Consider the following 16,511-nt stretch of genomic DNA (forward strand, 5'->3'; position numbering starts at 1 on the left):
CGGGAGAGGCTCCGCCCTGTCCCGTCAGGTCCGGTCGGGCTTGGCCGGATCCGATCGGCGGTCGGCCTCCCCCGGCGTCGGACACAGCCATGACGAGGAGAAGACATGAACATCACGGTGATCGGGCGAGGCAACATCGGCGGTGGGCTGGCCGACTTGTGGGGACGCGCTGGGCACCAGGTGACACGGCTGGGGCGTGACGGCGGGGATGCCGGTGCGGCAGATGCGGTGCTGCTCGCCGTTCCGGGCACGGCCGTGGAGTCGGCACTGTCGTCCGTCGTGGGGCTCGAGGGCAAGGCGGTGCTCGATGCCACGAACCTCTACGGCGGTGCGCAGCCTCCGGCCGGGTTCGCCTCCAACGCCGAGTACGTCAAGGCGATGACGGGCGGGCCGACCGCGAAGGCGTTCAGCGCCAACTTCGCCTCCCTCTTCGGGCAGCTCGCCGATGCCCGGGTACGACCGAGCAACCTGTGGGCAGGTGACGATCAGGCCGAAGGTCTCGTCAAGCAACTCAGTCTCGACGCGGGCTACGAAGCGGTCCGCCTGGGCGATCTAGGTATGGCCGGCACCCAAGAGGGGCTGGCCGGGGTGCTCTTCTCCATCGCGCAGTCCGGGCTCGGCCAGTTCGTCTACCGAATGGCCACGCCCGAACAGCTCTGAATCCGCCCATCCCGCTGGCCTTCAGCCCATCACAGAGAAGGAAACAACGTGACACGTCAGGACGTCTTCCCGACCAGCAGCCGATCAACCCCACCTCCGTCAACACCTGGGAAGACCGGCGTGTGGTCGACGCCGTGGAGAACACCGCGCCCGAGAAGCTGATCATCGCGGGACTGTGGACGGAGTTCTGCGTCGCCATGCCCGCCATCCACGCCCTGGACGAGGAGTACGACGTCTTCGTCGTCACCGACGCAAGTGGCGGGGTCAGCACCAAGGCGCACGACCTGGCGTCGCGCTTGCCTGGGAGCGCACTCGCTGTCGGCGAACTGGCCGAAGCGGACTGAACCGGCGCCACTAAGCTGCGCAGTGTGAGTCTGCGCACGGGCCAAGGCCTCGTAGCTGTCGCGACCACTGACCGCACAACTGACTCGTGCTGACGACAGGTTCCGAGTCTCAGACACGCACGGTTGCGCCAGTCAAGCAGGGGCGACGGCCTTCCTCGCGGCCATGGTGAGTGCGATGTCGATGATCATGTCCTCCTGACCGCCGACAAGACGGCGGCGGCCGCACTCCATGAGGATGTCGCGGACCGCATCGAGGACGGCAGAATTCGTGTCGACGCGGCTGACGGTTCGCACCTGTTCGACTTCGTGATCGCGGGCACCGGCTACCAGTACGACCCGCACACCCGTCCGGAGCTGGCCGAGATCGCAGACCAGGTGGCACTGTGGGCCGATCGCTACGAGCCGCCGAGCGAGCTCGCCGACGAGGCACTTGGAGGCTATCCCTATCTCGGCGACGGCTACGAGCTCGTCGAGAAGCGGGCCGGTACAGCGCCGTGGGCCGGGCGGATCCATGTCTTCTCGGCCGCCGCCGGACTCAGCTTCGGGATCCCGGTCGGCGACGTCCAGAGCCTCGCGACCGGAATCCCCCGCCTGGTCGACGCCATCGGTCGTGACCTCTTCCTGGAGGACCAGCATCTCCCGGCGCCGGCGACACCGGCGCAGGCGAAGCCGGAGTCGCTGCGAGCCGCCTACGAGCACGCGATCTGGAATCCGGAGCTGGTCCTGTCCCAAGAGGCCTGATCACCAGGCATCGAAGTGCATTGCCTCAGCCTGCCGCTGCCGTGTCGTCGGCACGACGCTGTCCGTACTGCGGTACGCCCAACCGCTCGCGCAACGTCGAGCCGTACTCCGCCGGTGTGAACAGCCCGCGTTCGATCAGCAGCGGTACGACCAGTCGGGCGAAGCGGTCGAAGTCGACGGTGGTGTCGGCGTACATGATCGTGAAACCGTCCGCGGTGCCTGCGTGCCACCACGCAGTCAGGTCGTCGGCGATGTGCTGCGCGGTGCCGATCAGCAGACGATGGCCACTGCCCGGGGCGTGCCGCGCCAACTCCCGGGCCGACAGTGGTTTGTCAGCCAGCAGGGCCCGGGTGCTGACCTGGAAGCCGACGGAGCCGGCCTCGGCCAGTGGTACGGATGGGAGGTCCTCCGGCCGGATCGGTTCGTCGAGGTCGCGATCCCCGAGGCCGAGTGCGGTCAGGACGCCGCGAGCGAGCTGGTCGATGCCCAGAGTGGCGTACAGCTCGTCGGCTCGTTCGCGGGCATCGTCCTCGGTCTCACCGACCAGCACGATGACGCCCAAGGAGACCTTGACGTCGTCCGCTCCGCGTCCCGCGGCGACGGCCCGGCGGCGGATGTCGTCGCGGAAGCCGATCGCCTTGGCCTGCGTCTGTGCGACGGTGAACACGACGTCGGCGAGTTCGGCGCCGAGTTTCAGTCCGCCCTCGGATCCGCCTGCCTGGACCACCACGGGATGCTCGCCCGGTACAGGCAGGGGTCCTGCGACGGAGAAGAACTCGCCGTGATGGTCGGCTCCGTGGATCAGTTCGGGATCGGCGTACCGGCCGGTCTGTTTGTCAGCGACGATCGCGCCTGGCTCCCAGCTGTCCCACAGGCGGCGTACGACGGTGAGGAACTCGTACGCACGTCGGTATCGGGTCTCCTTCGCCGCGGGCTCGGTCTGCCCGAAGTTCGCCGCGGCGGCTGGTGCGTAGGTGGTCACGAGGTTGACCGCGGCGCGGCCCCTGGTGACGATGTCGAGCGCCTGGAAACGGCGGGCCAGGTTGTACGGCGAGTTGTAGCTGGTCGAACTGGTGATCAGTACGCCAACACGCTCGGTGACGGCCGCCAGGTGTCCGAGCAGGATCAGCGGATCGATGCCGGTGCCAGGGCTGGTGGCGATCTCCGGTCCGAGCGCCGGCGCGTCACCGAGGAAGATCGCATCCAGCCCGGTCTCGTCGGCCGTCCGCGCGAGTCCGCGGAAGTAGTCGATGTCGAGGTACGCGTTCGGGTCCGCGTCCGGCAGGCGCCAGGCGCTCCGGAAGTGCCCCGGCGTCATCAGCGAGGCGATCAGGTGAAAGGTCATCGTGACTCCGTCCAGCCGAGCAGACGCACGACGTCAGTTGCCGTCTGCAACAATCGGAGATGTTCGTCCAGTGGTGGTACGCCGGGCACGAAGCTGACCAGTAGGTCGGTGACGTGCTCGAGGGCCGGGTCCGCGGCCAGACCGGCGGCGATGCCGTCCGCCGGACCGAGCAATGCGGTGTCCTGTGCCAGGAACTCCTCGACCGTCAGCTCGGGCAAACCGCGGCGCGACGCGATCCACGACTGCCAGCGGACAGCTCCGGGCGCGACAGCAGCCACGGCCGTCGCGCGATCCGGATGCGGATAGATCGCCCGCGAGACCTGCACCCGCGGGGTTCTCCCGGGGTGCGCGGCCGTGTGTGCATCCCGGAAAGCCGCGACGATCTCCGCCTGCCGCTCAGGTGTCTGCTGCCGGTTGAACGCCGTCGCGCGGGACAGTTGCAAGCCGTCGCCTGCACGGCCGGCCGCCTGAGCGGATGCGATCGCGACGGCCGGATCCGACGACGTTGCCTGCCACAACCTGCGTCGCAACCCGCGAGCGGGAGGATGGAGCACCTCGCCCAGACTGTTCACGGGATGCCCGGAGAACAAGCGGTGCAGGCCGGTCACACCCGCGTCGTACAACGTGTGCCGGTCCTCCAGCGGCTTGCCGAACGCCTCCCAGGCACCCGGGAACGGACCCGAGCCGACCCCCAGCTGCAGTCGCCCGCCACTGAGCTCGTCGAGGGTCGCGGCCGCCTCCGCCACGACTAGCGGATTCTCCAGCGGCAGAACATAAACACCTGTGCCGAGATGGATCCGGCTGGTGTGCTCGGCGATCGCAGCGAGCAGTACCAGCGGCGCCGAGACGTGCTCGTTGCCCTGCCGGAAGTGCCGGTGGATCACCCAACCGGAGTCGTACCCAAGCTCCTCGGCGGCCTGGAACAGCTCGATCGCCTGCCGGTACGCGGCCGCCGGCGCGTTGTCGTTGTCCAGATGCAGCAAGAACCCGAGCCGGAAAGGCCGGCCGTCATCGGTCCCGGCGCCGATACGGCCCTTCGTCACGACCTCGCCCGCGGCAGCGGCATCGCTCACAGTTTCAGCCCGGTGCCGTGGACGCCGTGCTCGTTCACGATCGTCAGTTCGTCGTCGGTCAGCGGTGGGAAGCTCAGCGCCTGGAGGTTGTGGTCCAGTTGCGTGGTGGAACTGGCGCCGATCAGGGCGGAGGTGACCTCGTCGCGGCGGAGGACCCATTGCAGGGCGAGCTGGGCGAGGGACTGTCCGCGGGACTCGGCGAGCTTGTTGAGTTCCGTCGTACGGCGCCTGTAGGTCTCGTCGATGACGTCGGGTGAGAGGAACGTGCTGTTCTTCGCACGTGCGCCGTCCGGAATGTTGTCGAGGTACTTGTCCGTGAGCAGGCCTTGGGCGAGCGGGCTGTAGACGATGACCCCGAAACCGTCCTGGCCGGCGGTCTCCAGCAGACCGTTCTGCTCTGGGCGACGGTCGTAGATGGAGTAGCGGGTCTGGTGGATGAGCAGCGGCACGCCGGCCGCACGCAACAACTCGGCCGCGGCGTGCGCCCGGTCGGGCAGGTAGTTGCTGATCCCGGCGTACAACGCCTTGCCCTGCTGTACGGCGCTGACCAGCGCGCCGACGCTCTCCTCCAGCGGCGTCTCCAGATCCGGGCTGTGGTGGTAGAAGATGTCGACGTAATCGGTGCCGAGGTCGCGCAGACTGTGCTCGAGCGACGTCAGGATCGACTTTCGCGACCCGCCCGTCAGATAAGGGCTCCGGCCGATCGGGTTGCCGGCCTTCGTGGACAGGATCAGCTCGTCGCGGTACCGGGCCAGGTCCTTGGTCAGCACCCGCCCGAAGTTCTCCTGCGCAGCACGGTGCGGCGGCCCGTAGCGGTCCGCGTTGTCGAAGTGGCTGATGCCCAGGTCGAACGCGTGCAGGATGATCTCGCGCTGCGTCTCGTACGCGTAGTCCGTGCCGAACTTCTGCCAGAGTCCGAACGAGACCGCCGGGAGCACAAGCCCCGAGGAGCCGGCCCGGCGGTATGGCAGGGTCTCGTATCGGGACGGGTCGGCGCTGTAGCTCATCTCATACCTCTCGGTGGGTTGCCCGGCGGAGTGCGGCCGGTTGTAAGGACGGGGTGTCGCGACCGGTGTCGCGCTCCAGGAACTGGGTGCCGGGGTCAACGATCTCGTCGATCCGGTCGAGCAGCTCGCCGTCGAGCTGGACGTCGGCCGCGCGCAGATAGGCGTCCAGGTGTTCCCGGGTCCGCGGTCCGATGATCACACTGCTGACCGCCGGGTGGTTGAGCGCGAACGCGATCGCGAGTTCCACGAGCGCCAGGTCGTTGTCCTCAGCAAGTTGCGCCAAGGCGTCGGCGGCGGCGAGTTTGCGTTGGTTGCGTTCGAGCGAGATGTCGAAGCGGCCGGCGATCAGGCCCGCGCGAGCCGAGTCCGGCTGCGCGCCACCCAGGCGGTACTTGCCGGACAACCATCCCGCGGCGAGTGGTCCGTAGCTGATCACGCCGACGCCGTACTTCTGTACGACGGGGAACACCTCGCGCTCCACACCGCGAACCAGCAGCGAGTACGGCACCTGCTCGGTGTGTGGCGCGATCAGCCCGTGCTTCTCCGCGAGCCAGTGCGCCTCGACCAGTTGGTGCGCCGGGAAAACCGAAGTTCCGTAGTACCGGATCTTGCCGGCACGGACCAGGCCGTCGAGGGTCTGGAGGGTTTCCAGCAGGTCGGTGTGCGGGTCGGGTCGATGGGCTTGGTAGAGGTCGAGGTAGTCGGTGCCGAGTCGGCGCAGGCTGTTCTCCACCGCCTGGGTGATCCAGCGCCTGCTGTTGCCCGCGTGCTGCGGGTTGTCACCTACCTGGCCGTGGAACTTGCTCGCCAGGAACAGGTCTTCCCGCCTGGTCGGATTATCGACAATCGCCTTGCCGACAATCTCCTCGGAGCGGCCGTCGCCGTACACGTCGGCCGTGTCGAGAACCGTCACTCCGGCGTCGATCGCGGCGCGGATGATCGGGATGCTGTCTTCTTCGGTGGCCCAGCGGCCGAAGTTCATCGTGCCGAGGGTGAGCGGTGGTACGAGGACGCCGGTGCGACCGAGACGGCGATCGAGTTCAAGTGCCATGTCAGTCCTTTCAGAACAGTCCGGACGTGGGTGGTTCGTCGCCGGTGAGGTGGAATCCGCCGACGACCGCGGCCTTCCAGTTGCGCGGGTTGTGGTTGGCAACGGTCCGCGCATTCCGCCAGTGCCGATCGAGCGCCGCACCAACATCCGTCGCCGACCCGCCGCCGACGTCGAACACCAACTCCCCCGCCCGCAGCGCCGACTCGACCGCGACGTACTGCGCCTGCGCCACGGCCAACGCCGCACGAGCACCCGCAGCCCGCACCGGATCGGTGGGCGTAGTCGGGGCGAGTGGGGTGTCGTGGGCGGCTGCCGTCACGCCTGGCACGCCCACAGCCGTGGTATCCGGCACGTGGGCGACGGCAGTTGGCACAGCGCCCACTTCTTCGGCTGCCAGCAGTACGACGGCCCGGGCTGCGTTCGCTCGGGCGGCGATCTCGCCGACGACGTGGCGAACGTACGGATCGTCGATCGCGCGGTCCGCCGTGCTGTGTTTGATCGGCCGGGCCTTGTCCCGCGCGAACGCGATCGCGTCGTCGAGCGCGGCTCCGGCGATGCCGGCCTCGATCGACGCGAGGTACAGCTGCGCGAACGACCCCTGCCACGGATTCCGCGGGAGCGCCTCATCGGCACGGATCAGCTCGTCAGGATAGACCTCCACGTCGTTGAGCCGGGTCGTCCCGCTCGCGGTCAGCCGTTGCCCGATCGCGTCGAAGTCATCGAGCCGCTCCACGCCTTCTCGATCGGCCGGAATCGTGAAGCGGACGATCTTGCCGTCCTCGTCGGTCGCCGTACCACCGAACCACTGCGCGAACAGGCCACCGGTCGAGTAGTACTTCGCACCGCTGAGCACATACGCACCACCCTTGCGGAGCAGTCTCGTCGCGACCGCGCCCGCAGCTCCGCCGCGCTCGTTGGCCGTGCCAGCAAACAGGTCGCCGTTCCGCAGCCGCTCCAGTGTCCGTTCCCGATGCGGCAGATCCTGGCGTGCGATCACGCTCGCTGCGGTCAGGAAGCTCGAACGAAGCGCCTGCGCGATGTTGGAGTCCGCACGGGCGATCGCGATGATCAACTCCACGACGTCGCGCAAGGCGCCGCCCGCACCACCGTCCGCAGCCGCGACACCGATCAGCGTGATCCGCTGCTCCGCGAGCGCCCTCACCTCCTCGAACGGGTAGTCCCGGGTACCTTCACGCCCACGAGCAGTCGCAGCAAGCCGCTCCAGCACCGGAGCAACGCCAGCCCGGATCCCCTCGACCGAGACACCTGCGCCATGCCTCGCCGCCGTAGAGATGGCAGTCATGCCACCCCCTCCCGTCCAGCACCGGCAGGCCTCGCCACACCAACCCCGACCTCGACCACCTCGGTCCCTCCCGCCACCGCCGCCGCTGCCGCGTCCGGCGCATCTTCGGTTGCCGGGTCCGGTGCTGCGCTCACCGCCGAGTCCGTTGCATGTGTCGTGTCAGTGGCAGCTCCGTCGGGTGCGATCCGTGTCAAGCCGAGGGCCTCCCGCAGGCTGTGGGTGGGCGCAGGAACCACGAGCCGCGACACTGCGCTCTCGATCAGTGTGAGGAATTCGTGGATGGTGCCGTTCAGCGTCAGAACGAGGCCGTCCAGGGATTGAGTCGTCACCTGGTCGTGGAGCCAGTCCGCGTCGACGCCCGGCGGCACCTGGATCCGCCCGAGCAAGGTGACCTCGCCGCGCGTGCGACCGCGTCGTTCCAGCTCGCTGGTCAGGGCAGCGTCGGCGAGTGGCGCGGCGGCAATGTCGACGATCACGGCGTCGGCGTGGCCGACCACGCAGGCGATCTCGGCGGCGTCGGTGACCGCGGCCACCTGCACCGGCCGGCCCTGCACCGACGACGGGCCGTCGAGCGCACCGGCGACCCGGTAGAACCGGCCGTCGAACCCGGCCGGGCGGATCAGTTCGTCGCGGACGAACACCCCCGTCTCCTGATCGCCGACCAGCGCCTCGGCCGGGAACGAGTCCCACAACCGCCGGAGAATCTCCGCATACTCGCACCAGCGCTGCTTCGGATCGCTCGCCGACGGATCGGGTACGACGGCGTCCGTCACCTCGTCGCCCTCTCCGGGCCGCAGGACAAGCCCCGCCCGCCCGCCGGTCGCGCGATCGATCGACAGAGTCCGCCGAGCCAGGTTGTACGGCGCGTGATGCGTCGTCGGTACGTCCGCCAGATACCCGAGCGCCGACGTACGCGCGGCCAGGAACGACACGACCACTGTCGGGTCGAGCACGGCGAACCCCGGTACCGCGTCGAGCACCCGCAGACCGGCGACTCCCGCAGCCTCCGCGACCTGCGCGATCCGGACAGCACTTGTCAGGTCGGTGACCAGGGGCGAGTCGGGCCCACGCCCATCCGCATCGACCAGCCGCCCCACTCCCAACTCGAGAACGATCGGAATGCTCATCGGGCGGCCTCCAAGGGACCCCATGCTCCGCGGGGCACATCCGGTACGCCGAGACCGAGGTGGTCGCGCAGCGTCGTGCCCGCGTACTCGTGCCGGAACAGCCCACGCCGACGCAGCTCGGGAACGACCTGCTCGACGAAGTGGTCGAATCCGGACGGCAGTACGTCGGGCATCACGTTGAACCCGTCCGCGGCGCCGGCGTGGAACCAGCGCTCGATGTCGTCGGCGATCTGCTCCGGCGTACCGACGACGATCCGGTGCCCACCGCCGCCACTCAGCTTCTTCAGCAGCTGCCGTAACGTCGGGTTCTCGCGGTCGATGATCCCCTTGACCATGCGGTAGAACGTCTGCGATCCACCCGCCTCGTCGGGCGCGACCAGCAAGTCGGCCGGGATCGGCTTGTCGTCGTCGAGGCCGTCGAGGGAGAACCCCAGCTGCCCGGCGAGGCGTCCACGCGCATACGCATCGGGCAGTACCTCATCCAGCACCTCGCGTCGTTGCCTGGCCTCGGCCTCGGTGCTGCCGACAACGGTCGAAAGCCCTGGCAGTACGACGACCTCCTCGGGCCGGCGGCCGAAGTCGGCCGCCCCCGCGCGGATCTCGTCGCGGAAGGCGCAGGCGTGGTCGAGGTCCTGATCGGCGGAGAAGATCACCTCACCGATCCGGGACGCCAACCGACGTCCGTCGCTGGACCCACCTGCTTGCACGACCACCGGGCGGCCCTGCGGCGAGGTGTGCTCGGTCCGCTCCGCCCACGTCGTGACGACCTGCTCCACGAAGTCCGCGGCCCGGCGGTACCGCAGCGCGTGATCCGGTTCGCCGTCGCGCCCGAAGTTGCCTGCGGCAACCGGCCCGGCGGTCGTGACGACGTTCCAGCCGACCCGGCCGCCGGACACATAGTCCAGGTCGGCGACCCGGCGGGCCAGCTCGACCGGGTCGTTGTACGACGACGACAGCGTGCCGATCAGCCCGATCCGCTCCGTCTGCGAGGCAATCCGTGCCAGCACGGTCGTCGGCTCCAGGTTGTTGCCGGGGCGGTGCCGGACCTGGGGGTCGAGCACCGGACCGTCGGCGAGGAAGATCGCGTCCAACTGAGCAGCCTCGGCCTTCTTCGCGATCTCGGCGTAGTGGTCGATGGTGTAACTGGCGGTCGCTTCCGTTCCCGGAAACCGCCAGGATCCGCCGAAGACGCCGGCGTTCAGGATGTTCACATTCAGATGCAGTTCACGACTCATGGTCGCTCTCCTTCCGATCGACCAGCACGCGGTCGAACGAGCTGTCCGGCGGGGTGCCGTTGACGAGGTACGCGCCGACCACGCGAGGCTTGTGGATGACCGGGTTGTGGGAGGCGAGCGTTCGTGCGTTGCGCCAGTGCCGGTCGAGGTGCGTACGCTCGCGGACGGCCGACGATCCGCCCGCATTGAACGCGATGGTCGCGGCGTCGAGGACGGCCTCGATGATCGCGACCTGGGCAGCGGACACGTCGGCGAAGTTGGCGGCGTACGCCTCTGGTGTGCCGTCGGCGTTGGCTGTCTCCAGCCCGTCCGCGGCCCGCCGCAGCAGCGTGTCGGCGGTCAGCGATCTCGCGTGCAAGGTACCGATGACGCCGAGCACCTCCGGATCCGCGGTCGCCTCGGTCGAGAGGGCGTGCAGGCTTGTTCGCTGCCGCGAGCGCACGACGGCGATGCTCTCGTCGCGGATGCTGCGGGCGATACCGGCGAGGTTCGCGAGATGCACGATCTGGAAGAAGGCCGGGAGAGACCGCAACGCCTCCCGGACCAGTCCCAGCAGGCCGTGTTCGGGGACCGGGACCGCTTCGAAGCGCGTCGTACCGCTTCCGGTGAGGCGCTGCCCCACACCGTCCCAGTCGTCCACATGCACGACACCGGCGTGCCGCGCCGGTACGACGGCAAACGCCCGCTGCCCGTCCTCGTCGATCACCGCCACCCGGATGAAGTCCGCGAACAGCGACCCGGTCGAGTAGAACTTGGTGCCCGAAACAACCAACCTTCCATCGACCCGATGCAGCCGCGTGGAGATCTCGAACCCAGTGACACCTCGCGCCACGGCCTGGTCCGCCGCGGGGCGGGTCTGGGAGATCCCCGCCGGCTCGGACTGGGCGTTGCCGAAGATCGCGCCTGCGGCGATCCGGCGGAGCCAGTACGCGGCGCTCTCAGGGTCGTTGCTGTTGCGGAGGATCTCGATGGCCGAGAAGTGGCCGCGCAGGATCTGCGGCACGTTCGAATCGGCCTGCCCCGCCTCAGCGAGCAGGTCGAACAGCGTGGGCAGGTCGACGCCGTACCCGCCGTACTCGAGCGGCACTCGCAACCGCCCGAACCCAACCTCCGCCAGCTCACGGACCAGCTCGAACGGATGCGTCCTGGTGAGATCCCGTTCCCCCGCCCCCGCCGCCAACCGCTCGAACACCGCCCGGAACCCGGGTAATGCCTCCGCGAGCGTCGCCGGCCCTGCGACGCGGGGCGACACCGGGGATTGAGCTGGGGCCGCGGGTGGGGTTCGGGTGGTTGAGGTGGTGGCCGATCTGGCGCGGTCGGTCATGAGATTCCCTTTCCTGCGTCGGCGAGGGCCTTACCGGCCACGGCGCTGAGCAATTGGACCGTGTAGTCGGCAGTTGGTGCGTTGAACACCTGCGCCACATCGCCCTGTTCGACGATGCGGCCGCGGTGCATCACGGCGACCTGGTCGGAGATCGCGCGAACTACGGCGAGGTCATGTGAGATGAACACGTACGTCAGTCCCAGCCGGTCCTGCAGTTCGCACAGCAGCTCGAGGATCTGGGCCTGCACCGACACGTCCAGTGCGGAGATCGGTTCGTCGAGTACGACGATCCGCGGCTCGAGGACCAGTGCCCGTGCGATCGCGACGCGCTGCCGCTGGCCACCCGACAGTTCGCGCGGACGCCGGTCCACGAAGTCCGCCGGTAACGCGGCCGCCTCCAGCGCCTGGACGACCCGTTCCTCATGCGTGCGGCGGCTGCGCCGCGGCGGCCACTGCCTCGCCGGCGTGAACGACAGCAGCGGCTCGGCCACCACGTCGTACACGTCGAACCTGGGATCGAACGACGAGTACGGGTTCTGGAACACGATCTGTACGTCGCGCCGCAACGGCCGGAAGTCGCGGCGGGACAACCCGGTGATCTCCGTCCCGAGGAGCGACACGCTTCCCGACGTCGCGTCGGTCAAACCGGTCAGAACTCGCGCCGTCGTGGACTTTCCGCTGCCGGACTCCCCCACGATCGACAGCGTCCGTCCGGCGTGGACGGTGAACGACACATCGTCCACCGCGACGAATCCGTCGTACACCTTGCGCAAGTTCCGCACCTCGATCACCGGCGCCGGCTCCGCGACGAGCGGCCGTTCACGCGATGGCTCCGTGACGAGCGGCCGTTCGCGCGACAGGTCCAGCCGCGACGGGACACTGGCCAGCAGCTGCTGGGTGTACGGGTGCTGCGGATTGTCGAGCACCTGCCGCGCCGGACCGAGTTCGACCAGCTCGCCCTGTCGCATGACTCCGATCAGATCAGCGCGATCGGACGCGACTCCCAGGTCGTGCGTGATCAGTACGACGGCCGTACCGGTCCGGACCCGGAGGTCGTCGATCAGGTCGAGTACCTGAGCCTGCACCGTCACGTCGAGTCCTGAGGTCGGCTCGTCCGCGATCATCAGGTCCGGCTCGGCCGCAACCGCGGCAGCGACCAGCACCCGCTGCCGCATGCCTCCGGACAACTCGTGGGGATACTGCCGAAACCGGCGCGTGACGTCGGTGAAGCCGACCAGTTCGAGCAGTTCGAGAACCTTGGTCCGTCGTTGATGCGCATCGAGTTCGGTGTGCAGACGCAGTACGTCCTCGATCTGGTGACCGATCCGCCGGACCGGATCGAGCGAAACGGTCGGGTCCTGCGGGATCAGGCTGATCGACGTACCGAGCAGCTCGCGCAGCTTGTGCGCGGGCAGGTCGTGGATCGGCTCGTCGCGGTACCGGATGGAGCCGCCGGTCACGATCGCGTTGTCCGCGAGCAGGCCGAGGATCGCGTGACCAGTCGTGGTCTTGCCCGAACCCGACTCGCCCACCAGCGCCAGGACCCGTCCCGGACCCAGCTCGAACGACACCCCGGCGACGGCCCGGCTGACTCCGTGCCGAACGCGATAGTCAACAGTCAGGTTATCAACAATCAGCAAGTCCTCGGTCATGCGCTTCGCCTTCCTGACAGGTGGTGCGAGATGTGATTCGTGGCCAGCACAACCGCCACGACCGTCAGACCGGGCCAGAGCGTCAGGTATCCCCGGGTCGCGATGTAGTTGCGTCCGTCCGCCACCAGCCGGCCCCACTCCGGGTCCGGCGGCTGGGCGCCCAGTCCGAGGAAGCTCAGCGAGGCGATCCAGATGATCGCGATCCCGAACTGCACGGTGATCAGCGCGAACGTCGGCGCGATCGAGTTCGGCAGCACGTGCCGGAGCAGGATCGAGTACGTCGACGCGCCACTCGTGACCGCAGCGTCGACGTAGGCGCTCGCGCGGGCTCGCAGTACCTCCGCCCGGATCAGTCGCGCGAATGTCGCGGACGACGTCAGCCCGACCGCGACCGCAGCCTGCACGATCCCGAACCCGAGCAGCACCACGATCGTGATCGCGAACAGGAAACCCGGAATCGACAACAATACGTCGATCAGGCGCATCACCACGCTGTCGATCACCCCGCCGAACCAACCGGCAAGCACTCCGACAACCGACCCCATGACGACACCCACCAGCACCGCGATCGCCGATCCGCTCAACGAAGCACGCGCCCCGTAGACGAGCCGCGCGAACTGATCCCGCCCCAACTGATCCGTCCCGATCCAGTGCGCCCCCGACGGCGGCTGCAACTTCCCGGCCGGATCAACCTCCGTCGGCCCGTACGCCGTGAACAACCCCGGCACAATCGCCCAGAGCAACACCAACGCCACGACCACGCCCGCCAGCAACAGGCTCCAGTGCCCGGCGATCCACCGCAACACCTGAGAGCCCCGGCCTGTCTGCCGTCCGATGCCCTCAGCAACGACTGCGCTCATGGCATCGCCACCTCGGCCGGGAGCCGCCGCGCGGGCGGCTCTGCGCCTGCCCCGGGCGACAGACCGGGGGTAGCCGCAGCGGGCACGTCGAGGCCTGGCTCAGCCGCCCGTCGGCGTGAGGTGCGCCGCGAGCTGCCCTCGACAAGGATCCGCGGATCGACCAGCGGATAGAGCAGATCGACGACGAGGTTGACCGCGACGTACGCCGCCGTGCTCAGCAGCACGACGCCCTGCACCACCGGTAAGTCCTGGGTATTGACCGCGCTGACCGTCAGCTGACCGATCCCTGCCCGCGCGTAGACCGATTCCGTCACGACCGAGCCGGCGATCAGCTCACCGACCGCCAGGCCCAGCAGCGTCAATACGGGCAGCGACGAGTTGCGCAGTACGTCCTTGCGGAAGATGTAGCCCTCGCCTGCGCCCTTGGCCTGCAACACGTGCACGAAGGGCTGACGACGCGTCACCCGCATCGACGTCGCCAGCACCTGCGCCAACGGCGCGGCCACCACCAGCCCGAGCGTCGCCGCGGGCGCGACCAGGGCACGCAACGACCCGTCGTCCACCGACGGAATCAGCCGCAGCCGGAACGACAAGTACTGCAAGGCCACGATCCCCACGACGAACGTCGGCACCGACGCGAACAACGAAGGCACCGCAGTCACCAGTGAACGCAACCACCGCCAAGGGCCGTAGTTGATCAACACCGCCACGACGCCCGCGAACAGCACGCCGAACACCAGACCGAGCCCGGTCAGGTGCAGCGTGCTCGGCAACGCCTCGCCGATCAAGTGACCAACCGACTCGCCGCTGCTCAGCGAGTAACCGAACTCACCCCGGAACGCAGCCGTCAGCGCATGCAGATATTGCGAGGCGAGCGGCCGATCGAGACCGTAGTACGCCAGCATCACCTTCGCCGCCTCCGGCGAAATCTGCGCCTCAGGGTTCGCGATGCGGTTGTGTACCGAGTCGCCTGGCAACGCGCTGAGCAGGACGAACGACAACGTGTACGCAGCCCACAACACCAGCACGGCCTGCGCGAGGCGCTTCCCGATGTACGCCGTCATTTCGACAACCACGTGTTGTAGAACCAGGACCGCCCGGTGGACTCCGTACCGAAGTCGTGCACTCGCGGAGCAAGACCGAACACCTGCGTCTCGTCGTACAACGGGATCACATAGCCCTGCCCGAGGATGTAGTCCTCGATCGCCTGGATCGCGGCCTTGCGCTTCACCGGATCGAACTCCAGCGCCTGGGCGCTCAGCAGTGCCTCGAGCTTCGCGTCCGGCTTCGGACTGTGCAGCACGTTGTAGCGATCACTGCCGTACGAGGCGCGCAGTACGCTCGGTTCACCTGTCGAGGTCTGGCCTTGCGTGAACGACCACTTGGCGCCGCGCGTCGTCTCGAGAGCCTGGTACTCGGTCAACGACGCGCTGTTGATCTTGAGCTCGACGCCCGCCTTCTTCCACTGGGACTGCAGCAGCTCGAGCACCGCCTGCGAGACCTGGTAGTACGGCGAGACCCAGATGTCGAAGTGCAGACGCTGGCCGTTCTTCACCCGGATTCCGTCCGCGCCGACCGTCCAGCCGTCGGCGTCGAGGAGCGACTTCGCCTTGCCCAAGTCGTACGTGAGGTACTTGCTCGAGTCGCCACGCAGCGGCGTATCCTTCACCAGCAGACTCGTCGGCACCGGGTAGCTCGGCGACAGGACCGTCTTGTTGATCTCCTGCCGATCCGTTGCCGCCTGCAACGCCAAACGGATGTTCTTGTCCTGCGTCAACGGGTTCGCATCGAGCTGGAACGCGAGCTTGTTGGTCTCACCCTGTACCGGGATCGCATCGACCTTCCCGCCGCCCGCAGTCACCGTCTGCTCGTCGTACGGCGCGATGTTGCGAGCGATCTGTGCCTCGCCGGACTGCAAGGCACCGACGCGGGTGCCGGCCTCGGGTACTGTCTTGAAGACAATCTTCTCCAGGTACGCCTTGCCCTGATGCCCGGAGCCCACCGGCGCCCAGTTGTAGTCGTCGCGGCGCTTGAGGGTGACCCCGGTGGTGCCGTCGACCTTCTCGACCACGAACGGTCCGGTACCGACCCAGTTCTCCAGCTTGCCCTGGCCATTGAGGTCCTGCTTCAGGAACGGCTTGCCGAGGATCGAGCTGGCCCGGTAGTTCGAAAGCACCTGCAGGAAGCCGGCGTTCGGCTTGGTGAGCGTCACGCGCAGCGTCTGCGGATCCACGACCGTGGTCCCCCTGTAGTTGACCCAGAACGAGTCCGGTGGGATCGCCAGCTTCTTGTCGCCCAGACCATGCTGGTCGAAGTTCAGCTTCACGGTCTCCGCGTCGAGCGGGTCGCCGTTGCTGAAGGTCACGCCCTTGCGCAGATGGAACGTGTACGTCAGATGGTCGGCGCTGACCTCCCAGCTCGCTGCCAACCAGGGCTTGAAGTCGCCGGTCGCCGGGTCCTGCCAGATCAACCGCTCGGCCAGGTTGTCGGTCACCTGGCTGTTGGACCAGATCGAGTTGGTCGGAACCCATGCCGTGTAGGACACCGGGTCGTAGAAGGTCAGCGTGCCCCCGTACTGCGGGGTGCCGCCGGCGCTCTCGCTGCCCGCGGACGATCCACCACAGGCCGACAGCAACAGCGTTGCGACCGACAAAGCGGTCGTTGCGACGACGAATCTCCTGGATGTGCGCATGGTGGAACTTCCTTTGGTTACGGCCCCGAGTCTCACGTTATGTCTAGAAAATCTATAGACATTAATTACTTAGTAGAGTCGCGTCTCACCAGGCGAT

The 16,511-nt window shown here is 68.0% G+C and carries 15 protein-coding genes; 2 read left to right on the plus strand and 13 right to left on the minus strand.

The features are described 5' to 3' along the window. The first annotated feature begins 105 nt into the window (after positions 1 to 105). Together ACFYRH_RS18520 and ACFYRH_RS18525 are read left to right on the plus strand one after the other, a co-directional pair. Positions 106 to 660, plus strand: coding sequence for a hypothetical protein (locus tag ACFYRH_RS18520; RefSeq protein ID WP_387776063.1), 555 nt, complete (start codon positions 106 to 108; stop codon positions 658 to 660). Positions 661 to 674: 14 nt separating this feature from the next. Beyond that, on the plus strand, positions 675 to 1,004 hold the full coding sequence (locus ACFYRH_RS18525) for an isochorismatase family protein (RefSeq protein WP_387778298.1): 330 nt from the start codon (positions 675 to 677) through the stop codon (positions 1,002 to 1,004). 132 nt (positions 1,005 to 1,136) lie between these two features. On the opposite strand, the gene ACFYRH_RS18530 is transcribed toward ACFYRH_RS18525, so the two are convergent. The 13 genes from ACFYRH_RS18530 to ACFYRH_RS18590 form a co-directional block, all read right to left on the minus strand. Then, positions 1,137 to 1,640: a hypothetical protein gene (locus tag ACFYRH_RS18530; protein WP_387776066.1), complete on the minus strand. Its 504-nt coding sequence runs from the start codon at positions 1,638 to 1,640 to the stop codon at positions 1,137 to 1,139. Positions 1,641 to 1,770: 130 nt separating this feature from the next. Continuing rightward, positions 1,771 to 3,090, minus strand: coding sequence for an NtaA/DmoA family FMN-dependent monooxygenase (locus ACFYRH_RS18535; protein ID WP_387776069.1), 1,320 nt, complete (start codon positions 3,088 to 3,090; stop codon positions 1,771 to 1,773). Continuing rightward, the gene (locus ACFYRH_RS18540) at positions 3,087 to 4,163 is read right to left on the minus strand and encodes an LLM class flavin-dependent oxidoreductase (RefSeq protein ID WP_387776072.1); all 1,077 of its coding nucleotides are present in this window, start codon (positions 4,161 to 4,163) and stop codon (positions 3,087 to 3,089) included. The genes ACFYRH_RS18535 and ACFYRH_RS18540 overlap by 4 nt, the downstream gene beginning before the upstream one ends. Next, positions 4,160 to 5,170, minus strand: coding sequence for an aldo/keto reductase (locus tag ACFYRH_RS18545; RefSeq protein ID WP_387776075.1), 1,011 nt, complete (start codon positions 5,168 to 5,170; stop codon positions 4,160 to 4,162). The genes ACFYRH_RS18540 and ACFYRH_RS18545 overlap by 4 nt, the downstream gene beginning before the upstream one ends. 1 nt (position 5,171) lies before the next feature. After that, positions 5,172 to 6,221 (minus strand): aldo/keto reductase, encoded by a 1,050-nt coding sequence (locus tag ACFYRH_RS18550; protein ID WP_387776078.1) that lies wholly within the window; start codon positions 6,219 to 6,221, stop codon positions 5,172 to 5,174. A gap of 10 nt (positions 6,222 to 6,231) precedes the next feature. Beyond that, positions 6,232 to 7,524 (minus strand): hypothetical protein, encoded by a 1,293-nt coding sequence (locus ACFYRH_RS18555; protein WP_387776081.1) that lies wholly within the window; start codon positions 7,522 to 7,524, stop codon positions 6,232 to 6,234. After that, on the minus strand, positions 7,521 to 8,651 hold the full coding sequence (locus ACFYRH_RS18560; protein WP_387776084.1) for an LLM class flavin-dependent oxidoreductase: 1,131 nt from the start codon (positions 8,649 to 8,651) through the stop codon (positions 7,521 to 7,523). Before ACFYRH_RS18560 ends, ACFYRH_RS18555 begins: the two co-directional genes overlap by 4 nt. Then, entirely contained in the window at positions 8,648 to 9,886 is a 1,239-nt protein-coding gene (locus tag ACFYRH_RS18565) for an LLM class flavin-dependent oxidoreductase (protein WP_387776086.1), read from the minus strand. The genes ACFYRH_RS18560 and ACFYRH_RS18565 overlap by 4 nt, the downstream gene beginning before the upstream one ends. Further along, positions 9,876 to 11,078 (minus strand): acyl-CoA dehydrogenase family protein, encoded by a 1,203-nt coding sequence (locus ACFYRH_RS18570; protein ID WP_387776089.1) that lies wholly within the window; start codon positions 11,076 to 11,078, stop codon positions 9,876 to 9,878. The genes ACFYRH_RS18565 and ACFYRH_RS18570 overlap by 11 nt, the downstream gene beginning before the upstream one ends. A 128-nt stretch (positions 11,079 to 11,206) precedes the next feature. Further along, entirely contained in the window at positions 11,207 to 12,862 is a 1,656-nt protein-coding gene (locus ACFYRH_RS18575) for a dipeptide ABC transporter ATP-binding protein (RefSeq protein ID WP_387776092.1), read from the minus strand. Next, complete coding sequence (locus tag ACFYRH_RS18580; protein ID WP_387776095.1) at positions 12,859 to 13,722, minus strand: ABC transporter permease; 864 nt, start codon at positions 13,720 to 13,722, stop codon at positions 12,859 to 12,861. The genes ACFYRH_RS18575 and ACFYRH_RS18580 overlap by 4 nt, the downstream gene beginning before the upstream one ends. Further along, complete coding sequence (locus ACFYRH_RS18585; RefSeq protein WP_387776098.1) at positions 13,719 to 14,786, minus strand: ABC transporter permease; 1,068 nt, start codon at positions 14,784 to 14,786, stop codon at positions 13,719 to 13,721. Before ACFYRH_RS18585 ends, ACFYRH_RS18580 begins: the two co-directional genes overlap by 4 nt. Continuing rightward, complete coding sequence (locus ACFYRH_RS18590) at positions 14,783 to 16,414, minus strand: ABC transporter substrate-binding protein (RefSeq protein WP_387776100.1); 1,632 nt, start codon at positions 16,412 to 16,414, stop codon at positions 14,783 to 14,785. Before ACFYRH_RS18590 ends, ACFYRH_RS18585 begins: the two co-directional genes overlap by 4 nt. Positions 16,415 to 16,511: the final 97 nt, after the last annotated feature.

The sequence above is a fragment of the Kribbella sp. NPDC004875 genome, from assembly GCF_042873375.1.
In the GTDB taxonomy this organism is placed as follows: Bacteria; Actinomycetota; Actinomycetes; order Propionibacteriales; family Kribbellaceae; genus Kribbella.

What these genes read in the sequence shown, in the direction of transcription:
- ACFYRH_RS18520 (WP_387776063.1), top strand. Translation starts at nt 106, where the DNA reads ATGAACATCACGGTGATCGGGCGAGGCAACATCGGCGGTGGGCTGGCC.
- ACFYRH_RS18530 (WP_387776066.1), bottom strand. Translation starts at nt 1,640, where the DNA reads ATGCTGGTCCTCCAGGAAGAGGTCACGACCGATGGCGTCGACCAGGCG.
- ACFYRH_RS18535 (WP_387776069.1), bottom strand. Translation starts at nt 3,090, where the DNA reads ATGACCTTTCACCTGATCGCCTCGCTGATGACGCCGGGGCACTTCCGG.
- ACFYRH_RS18545 (WP_387776075.1), bottom strand. Translation starts at nt 5,170, where the DNA reads ATGAGCTACAGCGCCGACCCGTCCCGATACGAGACCCTGCCATACCGC.
- ACFYRH_RS18550 (WP_387776078.1), bottom strand. Translation starts at nt 6,221, where the DNA reads ATGGCACTTGAACTCGATCGCCGTCTCGGTCGCACCGGCGTCCTCGTA.
- ACFYRH_RS18555 (WP_387776081.1), bottom strand. Translation starts at nt 7,524, where the DNA reads ATGACTGCCATCTCTACGGCGGCGAGGCATGGCGCAGGTGTCTCGGTC.
- ACFYRH_RS18560 (WP_387776084.1), bottom strand. Translation starts at nt 8,651, where the DNA reads ATGAGCATTCCGATCGTTCTCGAGTTGGGAGTGGGGCGGCTGGTCGAT.
- ACFYRH_RS18565 (WP_387776086.1), bottom strand. Translation starts at nt 9,886, where the DNA reads ATGAGTCGTGAACTGCATCTGAATGTGAACATCCTGAACGCCGGCGTC.
- ACFYRH_RS18575 (WP_387776092.1), bottom strand. Translation starts at nt 12,862, where the DNA reads ATGACCGAGGACTTGCTGATTGTTGATAACCTGACTGTTGACTATCGC.
- ACFYRH_RS18580 (WP_387776095.1), bottom strand. Translation starts at nt 13,722, where the DNA reads ATGAGCGCAGTCGTTGCTGAGGGCATCGGACGGCAGACAGGCCGGGGC.
- ACFYRH_RS18585 (WP_387776098.1), bottom strand. Translation starts at nt 14,786, where the DNA reads ATGACGGCGTACATCGGGAAGCGCCTCGCGCAGGCCGTGCTGGTGTTG.
- ACFYRH_RS18590 (WP_387776100.1), bottom strand. Translation starts at nt 16,414, where the DNA reads ATGCGCACATCCAGGAGATTCGTCGTCGCAACGACCGCTTTGTCGGTC.